The organism is Mammaliicoccus sciuri (assembly GCF_025561425.1).
GTDB lineage: Bacteria > Bacillota > Bacilli > Staphylococcales > Staphylococcaceae > Mammaliicoccus > Mammaliicoccus sciuri_A.
In genome coordinates this window covers 2,296,743-2,316,503 of record NZ_CP094824.1, presented here as the reverse complement: position 1 = coordinate 2,316,503, position 19,761 = coordinate 2,296,743, and the positions used below count along the sequence as shown (strand labels likewise).

General features: G+C 31.8%; 25 protein-coding genes. 18 read left to right on the top strand and 7 right to left on the bottom strand.

From position 1 onward, the window contains the following. Nucleotides 1-79: 79 nt before the first annotated feature. The 7 genes from MUA60_RS12045 (at nt 80) to MUA60_RS12015 (ending at nt 4,754) form a co-directional block, all read left to right on the top strand. Nucleotides 80-631 carry an NADH-quinone oxidoreductase subunit J gene (locus MUA60_RS12045; RefSeq protein WP_262648410.1) on the top strand — a complete coding sequence of 184 codons (552 nt, stop codon included), beginning with the start codon at nt 80-82 and terminating at the stop codon, nt 629-631. Between the two features lie 192 nt (nt 632-823). Further along, nucleotides 824-1,918: an IS30 family transposase gene (locus MUA60_RS12040; protein ID WP_262647968.1), complete on the top strand. Its 1,095-nt coding sequence runs from the start codon at nt 824-826 to the stop codon at nt 1,916-1,918. A 335-nt stretch (nt 1,919-2,253) separates the two neighbouring features. Then, nucleotides 2,254-2,523 carry a 30S ribosomal protein S14 gene (rpsN, locus tag MUA60_RS12035; protein ID WP_025904347.1) on the top strand — a complete coding sequence of 90 codons (270 nt, stop codon included), beginning with the start codon at nt 2,254-2,256 and terminating at the stop codon, nt 2,521-2,523. Nucleotides 2,524-2,571: 48 nt separating this feature from the next. Beyond that, nucleotides 2,572-3,771: a GTP-binding protein gene (locus MUA60_RS12030; protein ID WP_262648409.1), complete on the top strand. Its 1,200-nt coding sequence runs from the start codon at nt 2,572-2,574 to the stop codon at nt 3,769-3,771. Nucleotides 3,772-3,902: 131 nt separating this feature from the next. After that, nucleotides 3,903-4,151: a GNAT family N-acetyltransferase gene (locus MUA60_RS12025; RefSeq protein ID WP_262648408.1), complete on the top strand. Its 249-nt coding sequence runs from the start codon at nt 3,903-3,905 to the stop codon at nt 4,149-4,151. Next, the gene (locus tag MUA60_RS12020) at nt 4,141-4,410 is read left to right on the top strand and encodes a GNAT family N-acetyltransferase (RefSeq protein ID WP_262648407.1); all 270 of its coding nucleotides are present in this window, start codon (nt 4,141-4,143) and stop codon (nt 4,408-4,410) included. The genes MUA60_RS12025 and MUA60_RS12020 overlap by 11 nt, the downstream gene beginning before the upstream one ends. 11 nt (nt 4,411-4,421) lie before the next feature. Beyond that, nucleotides 4,422-4,754, top strand: coding sequence for a GrpB family protein (locus MUA60_RS12015; protein WP_262648406.1), 333 nt, complete (start codon nt 4,422-4,424; stop codon nt 4,752-4,754). Nucleotides 4,755-4,779: 25 nt separating this feature from the next. Here MUA60_RS12015 and MUA60_RS12010 read toward each other — a convergent pair whose 3' ends face one another. Continuing rightward, nucleotides 4,780-5,643, bottom strand: a complete 864-nt coding sequence (locus tag MUA60_RS12010; RefSeq protein ID WP_103361549.1) for an IS3 family transposase — start codon at nt 5,641-5,643, stop codon at nt 4,780-4,782. Continuing rightward, nucleotides 5,607-6,158, bottom strand: a complete 552-nt coding sequence (locus tag MUA60_RS12005; protein ID WP_025907016.1) for a helix-turn-helix domain-containing protein — start codon at nt 6,156-6,158, stop codon at nt 5,607-5,609. Before MUA60_RS12005 ends, MUA60_RS12010 begins: the two co-directional genes overlap by 37 nt. A gap of 104 nt (nt 6,159-6,262) precedes the next feature. On the opposite strand from MUA60_RS12005, the gene MUA60_RS12000 reads away from it, so the two are divergent. After that, nucleotides 6,263-6,397 (top strand): hypothetical protein, encoded by a 135-nt coding sequence (locus MUA60_RS12000; RefSeq protein ID WP_262648405.1) that lies wholly within the window; start codon nt 6,263-6,265, stop codon nt 6,395-6,397. Nucleotides 6,398-6,409: 12 nt separating this feature from the next. Then, nucleotides 6,410-6,913 (top strand): GNAT family N-acetyltransferase, encoded by a 504-nt coding sequence (locus MUA60_RS11995; protein WP_262648404.1) that lies wholly within the window; start codon nt 6,410-6,412, stop codon nt 6,911-6,913. Between the two features lie 351 nt (nt 6,914-7,264). Here the strand turns inward: MUA60_RS11995 and MUA60_RS11990 are convergent, their stop codons facing one another. Next, entirely contained in the window at nt 7,265-8,431 is a 1,167-nt protein-coding gene (locus MUA60_RS11990; RefSeq protein ID WP_262648403.1) for an IS256 family transposase, read from the bottom strand. A gap of 124 nt (nt 8,432-8,555) precedes the next feature. Here MUA60_RS11990 and MUA60_RS11985 point away from each other — a divergent pair, with 124 nt between their 5' ends. Next, nucleotides 8,556-9,392 (top strand): ABC transporter substrate-binding protein, encoded by an 837-nt coding sequence (locus MUA60_RS11985; protein ID WP_262648402.1) that lies wholly within the window; start codon nt 8,556-8,558, stop codon nt 9,390-9,392. Nucleotides 9,393-9,542: 150 nt separating this feature from the next. After that, nucleotides 9,543-10,043: a GNAT family N-acetyltransferase gene (locus MUA60_RS11980; RefSeq protein ID WP_262648401.1), complete on the top strand. Its 501-nt coding sequence runs from the start codon at nt 9,543-9,545 to the stop codon at nt 10,041-10,043. Here the strand turns inward: MUA60_RS11980 and MUA60_RS11975 are convergent. Further along, the gene (locus MUA60_RS11975; protein WP_262648400.1) at nt 10,040-10,441 is read right to left on the bottom strand and encodes an NUDIX hydrolase; all 402 of its coding nucleotides are present in this window, start codon (nt 10,439-10,441) and stop codon (nt 10,040-10,042) included. The genes MUA60_RS11980 and MUA60_RS11975 overlap by 4 nt on opposite strands. Nucleotides 10,442-10,660: 219 nt before the next feature. Here MUA60_RS11975 and MUA60_RS11970 point away from each other — a divergent pair, with 219 nt between their 5' ends. The 4 genes from MUA60_RS11970 to MUA60_RS11955 all read left to right on the top strand — a co-directional run bounded on the left by MUA60_RS11970 (nt 10,661) and on the right by MUA60_RS11955 (nt 15,124). Beyond that, nucleotides 10,661-11,197, top strand: coding sequence for a hypothetical protein (locus MUA60_RS11970; protein ID WP_262648399.1), 537 nt, complete (start codon nt 10,661-10,663; stop codon nt 11,195-11,197). Between the two features lie 166 nt (nt 11,198-11,363). Next, nucleotides 11,364-12,548, top strand: a complete 1,185-nt coding sequence (locus MUA60_RS11965; protein ID WP_262648398.1) for a DUF4352 domain-containing protein — start codon at nt 11,364-11,366, stop codon at nt 12,546-12,548. 47 nt (nt 12,549-12,595) lie between these two features. Next, nucleotides 12,596-13,534, top strand: coding sequence for a nucleoside hydrolase (locus MUA60_RS11960; protein ID WP_262648396.1), 939 nt, complete (start codon nt 12,596-12,598; stop codon nt 13,532-13,534). Between the two features lie 189 nt (nt 13,535-13,723). After that, nucleotides 13,724-15,124 (top strand): MFS transporter, encoded by a 1,401-nt coding sequence (locus MUA60_RS11955; RefSeq protein ID WP_262648395.1) that lies wholly within the window; start codon nt 13,724-13,726, stop codon nt 15,122-15,124. Nucleotides 15,125-15,183: 59 nt separating this feature from the next. On the opposite strand, the gene MUA60_RS11950 is transcribed toward MUA60_RS11955, so the two are convergent. Next, nucleotides 15,184-15,600 carry an organic hydroperoxide resistance protein gene (locus MUA60_RS11950; RefSeq protein ID WP_025904358.1) on the bottom strand — a complete coding sequence of 139 codons (417 nt, stop codon included), beginning with the start codon at nt 15,598-15,600 and terminating at the stop codon, nt 15,184-15,186. Between the two features lie 138 nt (nt 15,601-15,738). Between MUA60_RS11950 and MUA60_RS11945 the strand changes: the two genes are divergently transcribed. Together MUA60_RS11945 and MUA60_RS11940 are read left to right on the top strand one after the other, a co-directional pair. Further along, entirely contained in the window at nt 15,739-16,701 is a 963-nt protein-coding gene (locus tag MUA60_RS11945) for a DMT family transporter (RefSeq protein WP_262648394.1), read from the top strand. Between the two features lie 86 nt (nt 16,702-16,787). Next, nucleotides 16,788-16,970 carry a CsbD family protein gene (locus tag MUA60_RS11940; protein WP_037588806.1) on the top strand — a complete coding sequence of 61 codons (183 nt, stop codon included), beginning with the start codon at nt 16,788-16,790 and terminating at the stop codon, nt 16,968-16,970. 69 nt (nt 16,971-17,039) lie between these two features. Here the strand turns inward: MUA60_RS11940 and MUA60_RS11935 are convergent, their stop codons facing one another. Next, complete coding sequence (locus tag MUA60_RS11935; protein WP_262648393.1) at nt 17,040-17,864, bottom strand: DUF4352 domain-containing protein; 825 nt, start codon at nt 17,862-17,864, stop codon at nt 17,040-17,042. 271 nt (nt 17,865-18,135) lie between these two features. On the opposite strand from MUA60_RS11935, the gene MUA60_RS11930 reads away from it, so the two are divergent. Then, complete coding sequence (locus tag MUA60_RS11930) at nt 18,136-18,387, top strand: universal stress protein (RefSeq protein WP_262648392.1); 252 nt, start codon at nt 18,136-18,138, stop codon at nt 18,385-18,387. 70 nt (nt 18,388-18,457) lie between these two features. Here the strand turns inward: MUA60_RS11930 and MUA60_RS11925 are convergent, their stop codons facing one another. Further along, on the bottom strand, nt 18,458-19,669 hold the full coding sequence (locus MUA60_RS11925) for an IS110 family RNA-guided transposase (protein ID WP_262648055.1): 1,212 nt from the start codon (nt 19,667-19,669) through the stop codon (nt 18,458-18,460). Nucleotides 19,670-19,761: the final 92 nt, after the last annotated feature.

The following is a 19,761-nucleotide window of genomic DNA, read 5'->3' as shown; positions in this document are numbered from 1 at the left end:
AACAAAATAGATGAAATATTAGCTGAGATGTCCTAATATGTACAAATATGATAGTGAATAAATCAAGGGAGTAATGAAAATGGAAAGTTTTATATTTAGCGTTATTGGAGTTGTAGTATTAATAGCTTTTATTGTGATGTTAGGCACGACGGTTGTTAAAGCGATTAGAGATACTAGGTTCAGGATTCCGTTGCTAAGTACCATTATATTATTCTTTTTAACTTTAGGTTGTGCTGTTGGAATTGTTTCAACTGAACCTGTCCAAGATAATCATTCAAAAATTAAATTCGATGATCACGTAGCAGAAGCACAAGCGAATGAATATGTTCAGAAAAAAATGAACCATTCTAAAGAGATTAATTATGACAAGTATAATAATGAAACATATAGCCATAACGAATTGTTAAAAATCACAAATGCTAAGGTTGATAAAATTAGCTATAGTGAAGCAGGTGATAAAATCGTCGAAGTTACAAAAGGTAGTGGCGACGATAAAGTGTCATATTATATTATAGATTATGATCATAAAAAACTTGAAGAAGGCGAAAGCTATACTTTTTATGGTAAAGAAGATTTGAAATATGATGCAAACAGCCAATTACATGGATTTAATGTATGGAAAGTTGAATAGAGATAAGCAGAGTCTGGGACATATTACGTGTCTTAGACTCTGTTTTTTTCGATTCTAATTATCAAATCTAAATGAAAAATAAAAATGGTGGATTTTATAATCAACTTAGCCACCTTTAGACAAAAAAACGCCACGTGAATTTCATGTTATTATTGAGGCTACCAGACCAAATCAATAAAGGAATGAATTCACATGACACATACTTATTCTAACATGACAAACCATAAAGGAACACACTTAAGTTATGAAGAACGTGTTCAAATAGAAACACTTAAAAATTTAGGTTTTTCAAATCGTGCAATCGCGCGTGAATTAGGACGTGCACCTCAAACAATCAATAACGAAATTCATCGAGGAACAACACGTCAAATTAAACGACAAAAACAGCAACATAAAGTCTATGAATATGAGACGCAAATTTATTTTTCTTCACTAGGTCAACAACGTTATCGACAAAACAGACAACAATGTGGTGCTCAGCCCTTATGGAAGAAGAACCCATTATTTATTCCATGGGCAGATCACCTCATGAAAAAGAAACGCTGGTCACCTGAAGCAGTCGTGGCATATGCTCACAAGGAACAATGTTTTGAAAGAGAAAAAATCCCTTCAACAACGACAGTATATGCTTGGATAGATCAACAAATCATGGAAACTAAGAATATTGATCTACTAGAAAAATTAAAAAGACGTCATTCTACTCAGAATAGCTACCATAATCATCCACACAGTCGAGTGCTCGGTCCAAGTATTGAGACACGTTCTAGTGAAATTGAATCACGTCAGTCTTTTGGTCACTGGGAAATAGATACCGTAATAGGAACTAAAGACAAGTCAAAGCCAGTTATCTTAACACTTGTTGAGAGACAAACGCGTTTTGAAATACTAGAAATAATAGAGAGTAAAAGTGCTGATGCAGTGTCTCACGCATTGAAAAACTTATTTGACTCCTTAGGCGAAAAAGCACCAAAAATCTTCAAATCTATCACATCTGACAATGGTTCAGAATTTGCATCGCTGTATGAAGAATTTGGCCATATGATAGAAATATACTTCACACATCCATTCTCATCATATGAACGTGGGACAAGTGAAAACCAACATAAAATGATTCGTCGTTTTATTCCAAAAGCACATGATTTATCCAATGTTCAAAAACGCTTCATAAAAGCCATACAACAATATATGAATGACTATCCTAGAAAGACTTTAAATTACAACACAGCTCATCATAATATGGCAGAAAGTTTAAAGCACCTCAATCTGTATGAATCTTTCCAAAGCTAAAGTCTTAGCTTTGGTTACCTGTTGAGTATTAATTGATTAAAACCAATCAATCCTCAACAGGTTCGAATACGGTTAACCCTTGTGTACACCTCAGTCATTATAGGTGGCTAACTTAAACTTGAAATCCTCGTGAAAAATAAAAATTTGCTCTTGCCAAATAAAAATTCATGTATTATAGTTAAAACGTAGTCATTACGATTTACCTCCGAAAATGAGATGGCTACTTTACTTACTTAATATACGATTTCAAAAGAGTGAGACATCATTTACCGTCTCACTCTTTATATCTAAATGATTTATTTCAAAAAATTTTAATAGTAAAAGGAGTATGTAAAATGGCGAAGAAGTCAAAAATTGCAAAAGAGCAAAAAAGAATTCAAATGGTTGAAAAATACCGTGAAAAACGTGAAGAATTAAAAGCTAATAAAGATTACGAAGGTTTGAAAAAATTACCGAGAGACGCTTCTCCTACACGTATTACGCGTAGATGCCAAGTAACTGGCAGACCAAGAGGTGTATATAGAAAATTCGGTATGTCTAGAATCGCTTTAAGAGAATACGCACATAAAGGTCAAATACCTGGATTGAAAAAATCAAGTTGGTAAGATTTTTGGTTTATATGGGATAAATAGATAGAAGGTAGGGGAAAAGTGTTGAATAAAATACCAGTTACAGTATTGAGTGGTTATTTAGGATCTGGAAAGACAACGCTGCTCAATAATATTTTGAAAAATAGAGAAGGATTAAAAATTGCAGTCATTGTAAATGATATGAGTGAAATTAATATAGATAAAGATTTAGTCATACAAGGCGGAGGTATTTCACGAACTGACGAAAAATTAGTAGAATTATCGAATGGCTGTATTTGCTGTACTTTAAGAGAAGATTTATTAATAGAAGTCGAAAAGATAGCTAAACGAGGAGATGTCGATCAAATCGTAATAGAATCAACTGGTATTTCAGAGCCAGTACCTGTTGCCCAAACATTCTCATATATAGATGATGAATTAGGCATTGATTTAACTAGTATATGTCGTTTAGATACGATGGTTACAGTTGTAGATGCACATAGATTTATTCATGATATGTATTCTGAAGATTTGTTGAAAGATAGAGACCAAGGCGTCAGTGAAGAAGATGAACGTTCTATTTCAGACTTGTTGATTGACCAAATTGAATTTTGTGATGTACTTATTTTAAATAAAGCTGATTTAGTAGAAGAAAAGGATTTAAAGCAATTGGAAATCGTTTTGAAAAAGTTACAGCCTAAAGCGAAATTTATCAAGACAAGTTATGCAGATGTACCGCTTCAAGAAGTGCTCAATACAGGTTTATTTAATTTTGAAGATGCAAGTCAATCAGCTGGGTGGATTAAAGAACTAACTGAAGGTGGTCATGCGAATCATACGCCAGAAACTGAAGAATATGGTATTTCATCATTTGTCTACAAGAGAAGACTACCATTTCATGCAGAAAGATTTAATCAATGGATGGAAAATATGCCAACGAATATTATAAGAGCTAAAGGTATTGTTTGGTTAGCTCAATATAATCACGTGGCATGTCTATTTTCTCAGGCAGGTTCTTTTGTAAATATTCATCCAATTACATTCTGGGTTGATGCAATGAAAGAAGAAGAGAAACAAGAAATCTTTGCTTCTAGACCAGAAATTAAAGCTGATTGGGATCCAGAATATGGAGACAGAGAAACACAATTTGTCGTTATCGGTAGTGACTTAAATAAAGAAGAAATTACAAAAGCATTAGATCAATGTTTATTGAATTCAGAAGAAATTGATGCAGATTGGACAAAACTAAACGAGCCTTACAAATGGCAACTATCAACAGTATAAGTTAAAAGCATGAGCATAAGTAACTGCTCATGCTTTTTTGTATGCATAAAAATATCTACGACCTCCCAATATGAGATGCTTAATGTTATAATATTAAATAACTAAATTGTAACTAAAAAGGAGTCATTACAATGATATTAGAAACGGAAAGAATCAAGCTCGTACCCCCAGCATATACATATCTTGAAAAATTATTTGAAGTTCATCATGATCCAGCAAATCAAAAATACAATCCAGCAGGTCCAGTAACAACAATAGAAGCTTTTAGAGAAACATTAGATCAATGGATTAAACATTATGAAGACCATAGATTTGGATATTACGTCTTGATTAAAAAAAGACCATTATCTCCCGTTTGGCGTATGTGGGTTGCAGTATAAAGAAATATTAGGACAAACATATTTGAATATTTACTATCGAATAGAAGCTGCAGAAACACAACAAGGACTCGTATCAGAAGCAAGTAGAAAAATAATCGAGCACGTCAAAGAATTAACAAATAACCAATATAAAATCGTAGCATTAACTAAAAAAGAAAACACACCTTCAATAAAGACCGCAGAAAAATTAGGATTTAAACATAACCCAGAACTAGATGATTACGACGGAGAAGGCAACGTGTATTACTTTAGTGAATAAGGAGTGGTGGGATGGAAGTAAGGTTGAGTGATTTTGATAAAGATTGGAGAAATATGTATTTAGAAGAATGTAAAATAATTAAGTCTATATTAGAAGATGAAGTTATTAGTTTTGAACACTTTGGTAGTACATCAATTGAAGGTATGAAAGCAAAACCAGTTATAGATATGATGGTAATTGTAAAAAATATAGAAAAAATTGATTTATTTAATGATGAGTTTTTGAGTAAAGGTTACGATTTGGCTGGAGAATGGGGAATAAAAGGAAGAAGACTCATTCGAAAGGGAGGAATTAATCGAACACATCATATACATATTTATGAACAAAGTAACCCTGAAAGGTAGTGCCCCCCCAAAGTTAGAGTTTCCATTATGCTATTAATTGGCTGGATTGAGTTCGGTATTGTACTGGACTTCGTCCAGCCAATTTTAATTTCAAACGTTCATTGTTATACCAATAGATGTAATCCTCAATTCTTCTTTTTAATGTTTCATAGTTAACAAGTTCTTCTCCATGATACATTTCCTGCTTCATGATGCCAAAGAAATTCTCCATAGAAGCATTATCCGCACACGTCGCTTTACGTGACATACTTTGATAAATCCTTTGTTCCGATAATCTTCTAATCCATGCATTATGCTGATAATGCCAACCTTGATCAGAATGTATCGTCGTACGATATGGTGCTTCATGCTTAATGATTGTAACTGCTTTATCCAATGATTGAAGTACTAAGTCTAATGTTGGTCTTCTGGATATACCATAAGAAATGATTTCCCCATTGTATAAATCCATAATAGGGCTGAGATATAATTTTTGTTCTTCAGCACATTTAAATTCAGTGATATCTGTCACTAATTTTTGAAGTCGAATAGATGTATGGAATCTACGATTCAAGCGATTTTCAGCCACTTTACCAACTGTACCTTTGTATGATTGATAGCGTGATTTACGTGTGAATTTTTGACATTTTAATCCTAGTTCTCGCATAATTCGTTGTACTTTCTTATGGTTAATGAGATAACCTTGATTTCTCAAAGCTAAATATATACGACGATAGCCGTATTTACCGTTGTGTTTTTGAAAAAGTTCAATGATCTTTTTCTTCCAACCTTTATCTAAATCTTCCTTTTGTAATTGTTTGGCATGGTAATGATAGGTTGCTTCTGGTATACCAACCTTTACTAAGATATCTTTTAATTTGAATCCTTCTTCTTTGAGTTCGAATGCCACTGCTGCTTGTGCTTTTCTAGAAAGGCACTCGGATTCTCTCGAAAAGCGTTCAACTTTTTTAAATAAGCATTCTCTAATCGAAGATTTTCATTTTCTAGCTCTAACTCTTTTTCTCGTGATAGGTTTTGATTAGATTTCTTCTGTTTCTTCTTTTTCATGGGAGGTCGTCCTTTCGGCTTTTCGAGTCCTTCCACACCTTCTTTGTCATATATCTTTTTCCATCGCACAATAATAGATGGGGTATTTAGGCCAAATTTAATCGCTGTATCTTGGAAGGAATCGCCTGTTCTTTTCATATAGTTTAATACATTTATTTTGAATGTAACAGAATAAACTGTCTTTTTCTGTTTCTTTTTAATGCCATCTACACCGAATGATTGAAAGGCTTTTACCCATGTTCGTATAATAATTTTATCAGGTATATTATATTTTTTAGCTAATTTTCGATAACCATAATGGCCATCTAGATAATCTCTTACAACTTTCAACTTAAATTCATCACTATATTTTGTCATATTAAAACACCCCCTAAAGTTATTTTTTTACTCTAACTTTAGGGGTGCAGTACCAAATAGACAGACATTTAATATTACGAGATTATCTAAGAGAACATAGAGAAATGGCTATAGAATATAGTAACTATAAAGAAAAATTAGCTGGAGAATATAATGAAACAGCTGGTTATAGTAAAGCAAAAAAATCATATGTTAAAAATTTAGAACAACAAGCAATCAGGTGGTATAAAGAAAAATAAAGGAGTGGTGGGATGGAAGTAAGGTTACTAAATAAAAATGATGTAAATGCATTTTGGAGTCTTAGGTTACTAAGTTTGCAGACAGATCCATCTGCGTTTGCGTCTTTATATGATATTGAAATAAACTATCCGATTAGTAAATTTGAACAGCGATTAGAATGTAGTGATACAAAATTTACAATAGGTGGCTTTGAAGATGAAAACTTGATTTGTGTAGCTAATTTTTATAGAGAAGCGGTTAAGAAGATGCATCATAAAGGTAATTTAGTGGCGATGTATTGTCATCCTGAATATCGAGGTACAGGTATTGCTGAGAAAGTAGTCAATAAATTGATTATTGAAGCATCCAAGTTAACAGGTTTAAAATACATTGATTTAAGTGTCCTTTCTAATAATCAACGCGCAGTAGAATTTTATAATAAAGTCGGCTTTGACAAATATGCTACCGAACCTAATGCAATATTAGATGGAAAAGGTTATTATGATGAAGACATGATGAGATATGAAATAGAGTGAAGAGAATGGAGCGAGAAATATGGACCGATAAAAAAATTTACCGGTCCAGAAATGGGAAATATGGATCGATAAAAATAAATTACCGGTCCAGAAATGAGAAATATGGACCGATAAAAAAATTACCGGTCCAGAAACGAGATTACCAGGTCGATAAATAAAAATATCGACCCGAAAACGCAATTTCCAGGCCGATAAATAAAAATATCAGTCAAGTCCATATGTTTGTGTAATATCTTTAGAATGTAATCAACCTTTGGTTTTTTAATGAATCGAACAACTATATATGTTTTGAAGTTTAAACAGATATAGTTGTTTGATCACTACTTATTTTTTAAAAAATAAGTAGCTTAATTAAGCGATAAATGGTCTGTTAGACTTATCAAATCTTTCTTGAATATCCATAAGTACTGCGCCAATTAATCTAAAAGCTGAATCTAGATTAGGGAATGTTTTAACTATTTTTTCTCGTTTTCTGAGTTGCATATTAATATTTTCAACTGAATTAGTAGTTCTTAGATTTTTATGATGTTGAGCAGGAAATCTATAGAATTGTGAGGCATCTTCGAAGCCTTCATCCAATATTTTAATAGCTTCCACATACTTAGGATTACTTTCATATTGTGCAATGAATTCATCTTTGAGCTGAACAGCGTGACGATATGTTGGTGCTTGGAATATTGATTTAAGTAACATTCTAGCTTCTTTAGAGTTCTTTTTAGGAAATCTCTCTACAATATTTTTAAGAAAATGGAATGTACAACGTTGCCAAGATGAATCAATAAACTGTGACTTAATAGATTTAATAAGTCCAGAATGCGCATCAGAGATAATAAGTTCAGGTGTTGTTAAACCACGCATTCTTAAGTCTTCAAAAAACTCTGACCAAGCTAATTCTGACTCTTGATTAGAAATTTTAAAGCCAATAATGTCGCGTTTTCTATTTTCGTTGATACCCATAGCGATATAAACACCTTTAGAAAAAATTTTATTATTCTCTCTTACCTTAATGTGCATAGCATCAACAAATACATACTTATACTGATGACTAACAATAGGTCTACCAGCCCATTCTTTAATTTCAGGATCTAGGTTTTTTATTACGCCTGAAACAGTTGATTTAGACACAGATTTTCCCGTTAGGGATTCCACAATTTTATTAACATTTCTAGTTGAAACACCATTAATGTATGCTTCTGTCATCGCTAAAATAAGCGATTGGTCAGAACGCGAATATTGATTAAATACTTCAGTTGTAAATTCACCGTCACGTGTTCTTGGAACTTTTAATGTCAGATTGCCAATAGGCATCAGGAAATCACGCTCATAATAGCCATTAAGTTGTGCGTTTCTTCCTGAATTCTTTTGTTTATATCCAGCATTAACATACTTGTCTCTTTCCATTTCCATGTATGCATTTATGACAGTCATAGCTATTGTTTTCATAGACGCATTCATATCACTTCCAAAAATAGCACTTGCCAATTCTTCATAATCTAAGTTAACATTTAATTGAGTCATATATAGTCACCTCTACAATTTTTTCTTAGTCGATTACATTGTACCAAAGTGAGCTATATGTGGCTCTTTTTTTATTACACAATTATATGGACATATTCCACTGAACTTATATAATAATGATAAAGTGGATACAACAGAACTAAGTTCGCAAAATGTCGAATCTAACAAAGATAAAGAAGGCTTCGAGACAAAGTTAGAATCTACTACTTATTATATTCAAATTAATACGCAAACGAATAAAGACTTACAAAATAAAGATTTACGTGCTGCGCTAGCACAAGCAATCGATAAAAAAGCTTACGTAGAACATAATTTAAATGATGGTTCTAAACCGATAGATACATTTACACCTGAAAAAGTGTTTACAAATGAGAAAAAAGAAGATTATAACAAGTTAGTCAATGCACCTTATACGTATGATGTTAAAAAAGCACAGGCTTCATTGAAAAAAGCTAAAAAAGCATTAGGCAAAGATAAAATAGATATAGAATTTTTAACATATGATCAAGATAATGCTAAAAAAGATGCAGAGTATTTCAAAGAACAAGTTGAAAAACATTTACCTGGTGTAACAATGTCGATTAAACAACAACCGAACAAACAGAAAATAGCACTGACTAAAAAAGGTGATTATGATGTAGCAATTACAGGTTGGGGACCAGACTATCCAGATCCAATGACATTTTTAGATTTATTCCATAGTGAAACAACTAAAGGCGAAGCGGGATATAATAACCCTGAATACGACAAAATTATCAACGAAGGTAAATCTTCATTACTTCAAGATCCAGACAAGAGATGGAAAGAACTCGCTAGAGGAGAAGAAATGTTATTGAATGATGCGATGGTTATACCACTTTATCAAAAAGGTAAAGCGAGATTAACGAAAAAAGAAGTACACGGGCGTATCATTCATTACGTAGGTACGAAAGAGTATAAACATGTAAAATTAGATAGATAATTTGTTTATTGCTAGGGCATGATTTAATGTCCTAGCACTTTATTTTTTTATAAAGTTTAGTATTCTTATAAGAATAGTTCTGTATAGTTTAAAAATTATGATAAGATATTCCCAATCATTAAATTACATATCATCATTGGAGGATTTTAAATGGATTACTATACTAGGGATTTGAAACGATTAGATATAGAAGATATTCATGCATATAATGCTTTACCTGAAGTGAGTCAGTATCAAGCATGGGAGCCACAAACTTATGAAGAAACAGAACCATTTGTTGAGATGTTATTAAATCGAGATGAAAATTGGATGTACAACGTCATAGTAGATGCAGAACATGATAAAGTCATTGGCGCAGTGCAGTTAGTATGTGATACGAAGAATAAAAGCGGAGAGCTTGGTTATGTCATTCATCCTGATTATTGGGGTAACGGTATCGCAACGGATATTGGTAGAACGATTATTAAATATGGTTTTAAAGTATTGAAACTTAATAGAATTTGGGCATCAACAGATATTCGAAATACAGCATCTGAAATTGTTCTACAAAAGCTAGGTATGAAACATGAAGCCATCTTAAGACAAGATATTAAGCTTAAAGATGGCTACAGAGATTCATTGATTTATAGCATTTTAAAAGAAGAATATTAAAATGAAACAACAAAAGGTTCAGTACGATTTAAACAGTACTCGAACCTTTCTTTAAATGTTTGTCGAGTAACCATATTCATAACTTCATCATAAGTAAAAAAGCCTACCTCTAAACTTTCATCACTCGTTTGAAGCGTGCCACCTGTATAACGTGCTAAAAATAATGTGTTGACGATAGAACTTTTCGTATTTTGGAAAATACCACAAAATCTTATAATTTCGATATCAGCACCAGATTCTTCTTTAACTTCGCGAATTGCCGCTTCATATAAAGGTTCGCCCAATTCAACTTGACCTCCAGGCATTTCCCAACCACGTTTAGGACCTTTAATGAGTAATATTTTATCTTCGTCATTTAAGACAATACAAGCAGCTGAAACAATATGTTTTGGAACCATAAGTAACCTCCTGTGAAAATTAGATTCTATTTAATCAAAAGTCGTACAAATAATATTTTATGATTAAATGTCTGAATTGTCATATAATTACTTTAAATGTATATAATATTATTGTTTCCACGGGGGATTGTTAGAGAAAGCTTGAAGATTATAAATCTATGATTTACACCTATACAAATGGGTATAATTTAGGACAAGGTTATATTGTGAGGTGAGCATATGATTAATATTATTCAAGCGATTGGTTCTATAGGGACCTTTATTATGGCGATTCTATATTTTATATCCGTCATGATTCAAATTCGCCAAATTAAAATATCATTTATTCCTTATTTATCTTTTGATCAGATTATATTGGAGAAGAAACAAAGTGGTATTAAAGTAATGAATTTAACATCGTCTGATCATGAATATTTAAATACAGCTTTTAAGCTATTAAATTTAGGCGGCGGTTCTGCTAAAAATATTGAAGTCGTGTTAAAATTAAATGGCGATGAAGTGATACAACGTAAACGTATTAATATTTTACCTAATAATCAATTCTATTTAATTCCTCTTAACCAAAAAGTCTTTAATGAATTTAAAAAGACAATCGACAATCACTATTTTGAAACGAATATGACAATTGAGTTGAAGTATGATGGTCAAGTTTCTAAAAAACGCTCTTCCAATGAATATAGAATATCAATCGATGAATTTGTAAATATGGATGATAAAGATTTATATGAAATAACTTTTGAAAAATTAGAAGAATAAAGGTATTACATAAACAGGTTTTGAATTTATTTTTTAACCTGTTTTTTTTAAGTGAAGCCATATAGAAATAGGTCAATTATAGTTAATAATTATTTGATTTTGCACTATTATTTTGAATAATTCATGCTATGATGAAATTATTAATCATTTGTAGAGGAGAGAAAAAATGAGTAGTCTACTTTTTGTGTTATTATGGGTTGTTATTTCGATTGCCTTTATAACGACTTTGATTATTACAGTCGTTAAATATGCTAAAGAAAAACAGTATAGTAGCTATTTAGTGAGCACAATTTTACTATTTGTAATCGGTGTGATTAGTTTTGTATGTATATTTGTCAGTCTGTCATTCGATAAAGAATATTCATATAAACAATTATTTAAAGAAGATAATCCTAAAGCTGTTAAACATGTTTCTGATACACCTAAAAAAGATTTAAAAAATATCAAACTAGGTGATAAAATTATTGTTGATGGTCTAGAAGTGACCGTTACGAAAGCAGAAGTTGTTCAACCTGATGACGGTTATTCTTATTCACAAAATGACAAAATTCTTAAAGTCACTTATAAGTTCAAAAATTTAGAAAAAGATAAAAAATTAATCGATAATTCTAATTTTCAACTTACTATTGGTGGGGCGGTACAACCACAATTTAATGGTATGAAAGACAATAAAGGTGGATTCCAACATCAACTTGATAAAGATGACAGCAAATCAAGTTATTTATACTATGATGTAGCGGACGCTGATAAATATGATGTTAAAATGAATTATGAAACTTCTAAGAAAACGTATAATGCTAATTGGCGTATAAATGATAAGGATATTAAAGATAATACGCCTAAAGAGAATCCAACCGAAGAAATCAATTCGACTCAAGAAGCGCCAACTTATGAACAAAGAACGGTTCAACAACCTAACAATAACGCTGATGAAGAGAAGAAAAAAGCAGAAGCTGAGAAAAAACGTAAACAAGAAGAAGCAGATAAAGCGGCCAAAGAAAAAGCAGATAAAGAAGCAGCAGAGAAGAAAGCTGAAGAAGAAAAGGCAGCTAAAGAAGAAGAAAAACGTCAAGAAGAAGCGGATAAAAAAGCTGAAGAAGCTGAAAAGAAACAACAAGAAGCTGACGAAAAAGCAGCAGCTGAAAAAGAAAAAGCTCAACAAGCAGCAGAGCAGAAAAAACGTGATGAACAAGCAGCAGCTGAACGTGAAAAACAACAGCAACAACAAAGAGATCAAGAGGCACAAAGAGAGAAAGATCGTGCAGCTCAAGATGCAGCACAAAAAGCAAAAGAAAGAACAACAGAGCAAAGACAATCTCAGAATAATTCAAATGAACAAAAAGAACGTTAGTTAATCAAATGAACAATTTATGCGTAACATAAGAAAGAGGTAACCAAATGACGACAGTATATTTCAACCATGATGGTGGCGTAGATGATTTAATTTCATTATTTTTATTATTACAAATGGAAGATGTTAATTTGATAGGTGTAAGTGCAATTGGTGCAGATAGCTATGTAGAACCGGCAACAAATGCTTCTTGTAAAATCATTAATCGATTTTCATCACAAAAATTAAATGTTGCAGCTTCGAAAGAAAGAGGGAAAAATCCATTTCCTAAAGATTGGAGAATGCATGCCTTCTTTGTAGATGCCATGCCAATGTTAAATGAAGATGTTGAAGTAAATTCTACAATTTCTGAAAAAGAAGCATATGAAGATATCATTGAAAAGGTAATGAATAGTTCTGAAAAGATAACAATGCTGTTTACGGGACCGTTAACAGATTTAGCTAAAAGTTTGAAAGTTGAACCAAGAATTGAAAGTCGTATTGAAAGAGTTGTATGGATGGGTGGCACATTGCTGAATAAAGGTAATGTTGAAGAACCTGAACATGATGGTACAGCTGAATGGAATGCTTTTTGGGATCCAGAAGCAGTGAAGACTGTTTTTGATACGCAATTACCGATTGATACTGTAGCATTAGAAAGCACGAATAAAGTACCTTTAACACCTGATGTACGTAAACGATGGGCGAATGAAAGACAATATGAAGGTGTTGATTTCTTAGGTATATGTTATGCGCTTGTGCCTCCATTAACGCATTTTGTAACAAATTCAACTTATTTCTTATGGGATGTATTAACAACAGCTTATGTTGGGAAACCTGAACTCGTTAAGAAAGAATCACATAAAGTATCTGTCATTACAGATGGACCTAGTCAAGGTAGAACATTCAAAAGTGATGAAGGAAGAATGATTAATATTATTAATGATGTTGATAGAGATGGTTTCTTTGATTACATGACAGATTTAGCTAAAAAATATAACAAATAAGCACTTCATTCAGAGTCGTTACGTTAAAATAACGAGCTGAATGAAGTTTTTTTATGAAAAAATTAAAATTTTAAATTGCATAATGATAGGCCTCAACACTGTTTAACTCATAAAATAGTGATTTTTCTGATTAAAAGCATTTTATTAGGTTATATGATTATATAGACAAAATGGGGAGTGTTTATAATAATGAAATTTAAAAGAAAGAACGTTAATGTTGTCGACGCCAGTAAAACGAAAAAAACGGTCGTTGCAACAGGTATTGGTAATGCGATTGAGTGGTTTGACTTCGGTCTATACGCTCAACTAGCCGTCATTATCAGTATGAATTTCTTTGGTAATATGCCAAAAGAAATTCAACTTGCGTCAACATTTGCGGTATTTGCTTTTGCATTTATAGTAAGACCGATTGGTGGTATATTCTTTAGTCATTTAGGAGATAAACATGGTCGTAAAGTTGTCCTTTCAACTACAATTATTATGATGGCATTATCTACGCTTGCTTTAGGACTATTACCGACACAACAACAAATCGGTATTTGGGCACCAATATTATTATTAATTATTAGAATGATTCAATCATTCTCTACTGGTGGTGAGTATGCCGGTGCGATGACATATATTGCAGAAATTTCACCAGATAAGACGAGAGGTAGACTCGGTAGTGGACTTGAAATTGGTACTTTATCAGGTAGTATTTTAGCTGCTGCATTAGTAGGGATTATGTATGCACTATTGAGTGATAATCAAATGGCAGCTTGGGGCTGGAGAATTCCTTTCATTGTAGCTGCACCACTTGGTATTATAGGTGTGTATTTGAGAAATAGTTTAGATGAAAGTCCAGCTTATGAAACAACACTTGAAGAGCAAGAAGAGCTTGAATACTCTTATAAAGATATCTTCAGAAAATATTGGAGAGATATCATCGTCTGTTTCGCTGGTGTAGCTTTCTTAAACGTTGCTAATTACATGGTATTATCATATATGCCGTCATTCTTAAATGGCACTTTAGATTTAGGTGGTACGATGAGTAGTATATTAAGTACGTTAACGATGGCAGCAATGATTCCAGCAGTATTCTTCTTTGGTTGGTACAGTGATAAAGTTGGGAATAAAAATACCATTTTATTTGGATTAATAGGATTTAGTTTATTCTCAGTATTAGCCTTCTGGTTAATGAGCATTCCTTCAATACCAATTGTTATTTTAGGACTGTTTATCATTGCACTGTTTATGTCTACATTTGAAGGTGTTATGCCATCTGTATTACCAAGTATTTTCTATACAAAAGTTAGACTAAGAACATTATCACTTGTTTACAATATTGGTGCAGCGATATTTGGTGGTTTAACACCATTTATTTTAACAACTTTAGTCGAAACAACTGGTCAAAAAATTGCACCATCTTATTATTTAACATTGATTAATGTCGTTGGTCTTGTCATTTTCTTATTTATGTTTAAGACAACATCTAATAAGTCATTAAGAGGATCATATCCTAATGTTGATAATAAAGAAGACTTACAAGAAGTATATGAAAATCCGAAAGATGCATTATGGTGGAATCACGAAGAACTAAATAAATCATAAAAGAATAAAGACTGAGACAAAATTTTGTCTCAGTCTTTATTTATGTGACTAATATTCAATTAAACAGCTTCTACTTCTAAATTCACGTCAATATTTCCACGTGTTGCTTTAGAGTATGGGCAGAAATCATGCGCTGCTTTTAAATATTTCTCTGCGTCTTCTTGAGATACGTTTTTTACTTTAGCGGCAATATCTACTTCTAATTTAGGACTTTCAGCATTTTCGTCATCCACTAAACGAACTGTTAACGTAACTTCAGGTTCAGCATCACGTACTTTGTTTTGTTTTAAAATTAAATCAAAAGCACCATTGAAGCATGAAGCATAACCTGCTGCGAAAAGTTGTTCTGGATTAGTGGCATTACCATCTGCTTGTTGTGGTGGTAATACATCTACATCGATTGCTTTATCGTCAGTGTAAACATGACCTTTACGTCCACCTGTGTTTGTAGCTTTTGTTTCATAGTGAGTTGCCATAAAAAATACCTCCTTTAAAGTATATTATCTGTTTACCCGTATATTATTTTTTAAATCATCTATAAATTATAAATTTTCATATATAAATTGTCGGAAATATGAAATAATATACAATATCAAAATAAGAGAGGTCACAACATGAAAGCAATCTTAATAGGTGTCTTGGCAGCTTTATTTTTTGCAGTTACATTTGTCGTTAATCATATGATGGCTAATGATGGTGGAAGTTGGTATTTCAGTTCCTCTTTACGTTTTATTTTTATGCTGCCATTTTTATATTTATTTGTACTCATTAAAGGAAGAACAAAATTTGTTTTAAAGCATATTCAACAAGAGAAAAAGGCTTGGTTCATTTGGAGTGCAGTTGGGTTTGTATTGTTTTATGTGCCGATAACTTTTTCAGCAGAGTATAGTCTGGGGTGGTTAATTTCAGGTACTTGGCAAATAACAATTATTAGTGGCATGATACTCGCGCCATTATTTGTAGAAACAGTTGTTATAAATGGTAAAGAAACAATCGTTAGACATAAAATTCCATGGCGTTCATTATTGATTTCAAGCATTATGTTTATCGGTATTATCATTATCCAAATTCCTCAAGCAAGTCAAATTAAACTGAACTTATTTTTATTAGGTTTCTTACCGATTTTAATGGCAGCCTTTAGTTATCCTTTAGGAAATAGAAAAATGATGCAAGTTGTGAACGGTGAGCTCGGAACAATTGAACGTGTGTTTGGTATGACATTAGTCACATTGCCTATTTGGGTAGTCATTTTTATTGTGGGGGTACTTAAAGAAGGATTACCTTCTTCTAGTCAAGTTGTACAAGCATTTATCGTCGCACTATTTTCAGGCATCATCGCAACAATTCTATTTTTCTATGCTACAAACATTGTGAAGGATAACCAAGAACAATTAGCAGCAGTTGAAGCAACACAGTCATTAGAAGTTGTATTTGCGATAATTGGTGAAATGATTCTCCTAGGTTTACCGTTACCAAATGGTTTAAGTATGATAGGTGTAGCACTCATTATAATTGGAATGTGTATATATAGTTTTATCGATCATATTTCTTTTGGTAAAATTTTCAAAAAATCATGAAGTGAGATGTTTAAAAATCCTTTCACAGGGTAAAACATACATGAATGGTCAATCATTCAATAAAGTTTAATGAAGGGTGATATAAAATGGCAGACGAAAGCAAATTCGAACAAGCAAAAGGTAACATTAAAGAAACAGTTGGTAATGCAACAGATAACAAAGACTTAGAAACTGAAGGTAAAAAAGATAAAGCTTCAGGTAAAGCTAAAGAAGCAGTAGAAAATGTTAAAGATAAAGCGAACGAAGTTATCGATAAATTTAAGAAATAATACATATTTAACTTCTCAGATAAGATAAGAAAAGCCATTAGACACGATGACTGTCTAATGGCTTTTTATTTACTTTATATCGTCTTTATCGATTTCCCATTTCATTTTGTAACGTTTATCAGATGAACGCAATTGTAATTGTACGTCATATTGATCCACTTCAGGAACATCGTAGTAAACATATCCAGTATCAGATTCTCCAGGTTTTAGACTGAATGAGAATCCATCATTTTTGTTATTCATACCATAGTATTTTGAAACTCTGCTTCCATCAGCAGTAACACCGAAGTTAGTATCTCCAACGATTAAGCTAGAGTTATTAATATTTTCAAGTTTGTAGTTAACTTTTAATATTTTATCTTTTAATGGTTTAGTACCGTCAGATGGCGGAGTAACAAATTCAGCTCTTTCAACTGTAATCTTTGTTCCGATTACACTAATCCCGTTACCAACTGATGTTTGTCTTTCGATAGTAGATGAATCGTTATCGTCTTCATCTGTTTTTTCTTCAGTAGTAGATTCTTCAGTAGTAGATTCTTCAGTAGTAGATTCTTCAGTAGTAGACTCTTCAGTCGTTTCTTCCTCAGTAGACTCCTCAGTTGTTTCTTCTTCTGTTGAGTTTTCTTCAGTTGAATTTTCTTCTGTTTTGTTCGTGAACTCATCGATTTGGTCTTTAATTGGACCAGCAGCGCATGCACCTAAAATAACAGCTAAAATAATGAATATAACTAAACATCCACCACAGCCGAATAACCAAGGTTTCATACTAGAGCCATTACCGTCTCCCGATTGTTGTTGCTGATTGTTACCATTTGTTTCGTTAAATGGATTATTTTGTTGTTCTGAGGTGTTCTGATTAAAAGGATTCTGATCTGATTGATTAGAATTAGCCATAATATTTCCCCCTTATTCATTACTTTATTTTAATAAAAAATTATTGTTTACACTTAATCGAAATTCTTGTGTATAAGTTTTCAACTAATGATAAACAATTGTGTTATTTATTAATTATTTTTAATTTATAGTAAACTGGGAAATAAATATAGACTTATTATTAAATTTATAAAAAATTTATATTACTTTAATATTTAATGATTTTGTAGAATATGAATGTTTGTAAATTTTATGCAAAAGGGGGTAATATAGTAATAAAGGAGGGATAAATATGTATAAAAATATTTTGTTTGGCATTGATACAGAAATGAAAAATCAAAAGGTTTTAGAACAAATTAATCACCTCGCAGGAGATGGATCTGAAGTTACATTACTTAATGTTGTCGCTGATAAAGACCTTCAAGCTTCATTTAGAATGGGTGTTCATTTAGATGAAATTCAAGAAAAACGCCAAGAAGCTATGAAACATGTCTTAGATTATTTCCTACGATTTGTCAACTACTACGTAGTAAAAAATATTTAAAATTGGCATCACTAAATAAGCCTTTATTATTTAATAATTTTTTCAATATGTTATGATTTATTTGAATAGATTATCCGTGTGGAGACAAGTGATAATCATATTCTTTATTATTTATTACGAGATAATGAATGGTTTTAAGTAGTTTGTTAATGCAAGCTACTGATGCAGTCTTGTGGCCTTTGCCATTAGGCTGCTTTTTTAATTTGTAATAATAGTCGATAATATGATTTTTAAATAACCTTTGACCCAACAGAAAATTTTTAATGATTAAGTAAAATAATGATCTAGCATGTTTGTTTCCACGTTTGTTTATTTTATCTTTAAAATGCGTTTTACCAGACTGATATCTTTTTATATCAATACCTACATATGCATTCAATTGCTTATGAGAATCAAAGGATTTGATATCACCTAATTCGCCAATAATCATTATGGCAGTTAAATCACCAATGCCAGGAATAGATTTAATTATTTTAAATTCTTCAAATTCTTCAGCTAACATTAATAATCTTTGTTTTATAGAAGCATGCCGTTTCATTAGGCTTAATAAATCTTCAATCACATAAACTAATTTATCTGTTAAAAATGAATCTTTAGAAACAGAAGGATAACTGACCATAGAGAACTCTACGAGTTTATTTGCATATTGTGCTTTCTTTTTCTCTGATAGATTTTTTTCTGTACAACTATTAATTATCTTTTTTAGTTCTTCTATATCATTAGAATCAACAAAGTCCGGATGTGGGAACTTACTAGCTACTTGTAAAGCCAATTTTGAATATCTGTCCTTAAATAGGTTTTGTAATTCTGGAAAAGTCATATCTAGTAACTGAATCAATTGGTTTTTTAAGTAATTTTGTTGATTGTTAATTTCTTCATAGTATCTTGTCAGCTCTCTAATTTTTACATACTTTTCTTCCAATAAATTTCTAGAAGGTTTTTTGTTTATATTTTTAGCTAAAACAGCAAGTTTATGTGCATCAGATTTATCTGTTTTCCAGTTTCTTAAAGAATTAGTTAGTAATTTTGCCTCTAGAGGGTTAATTACACAAAACGAAATCTTATTAACGGTACAAAATTTCTCCAATACTTTTGAATATATACCAGTAGCTTCAAACAAGAAATATACTCCTGAGAAATTCTTTATATATTTCTTTAGTGAATCAAAACCATTATTATCATGGGTAATTTCAAATTCTTTAACAAATTCATTGTTTGAATAATGTGCAATAAAACTCTTTCCTTTTCCAACATCTATTCCAAAATATTCGATAAAAACCACTCCTAATCTTCTAATTTAAGAAGTTTTAACTTCACTGAACCTTACTTAGTTCATTTTCCTGTACACGATCTCAAGGGACCCAACATACTAAA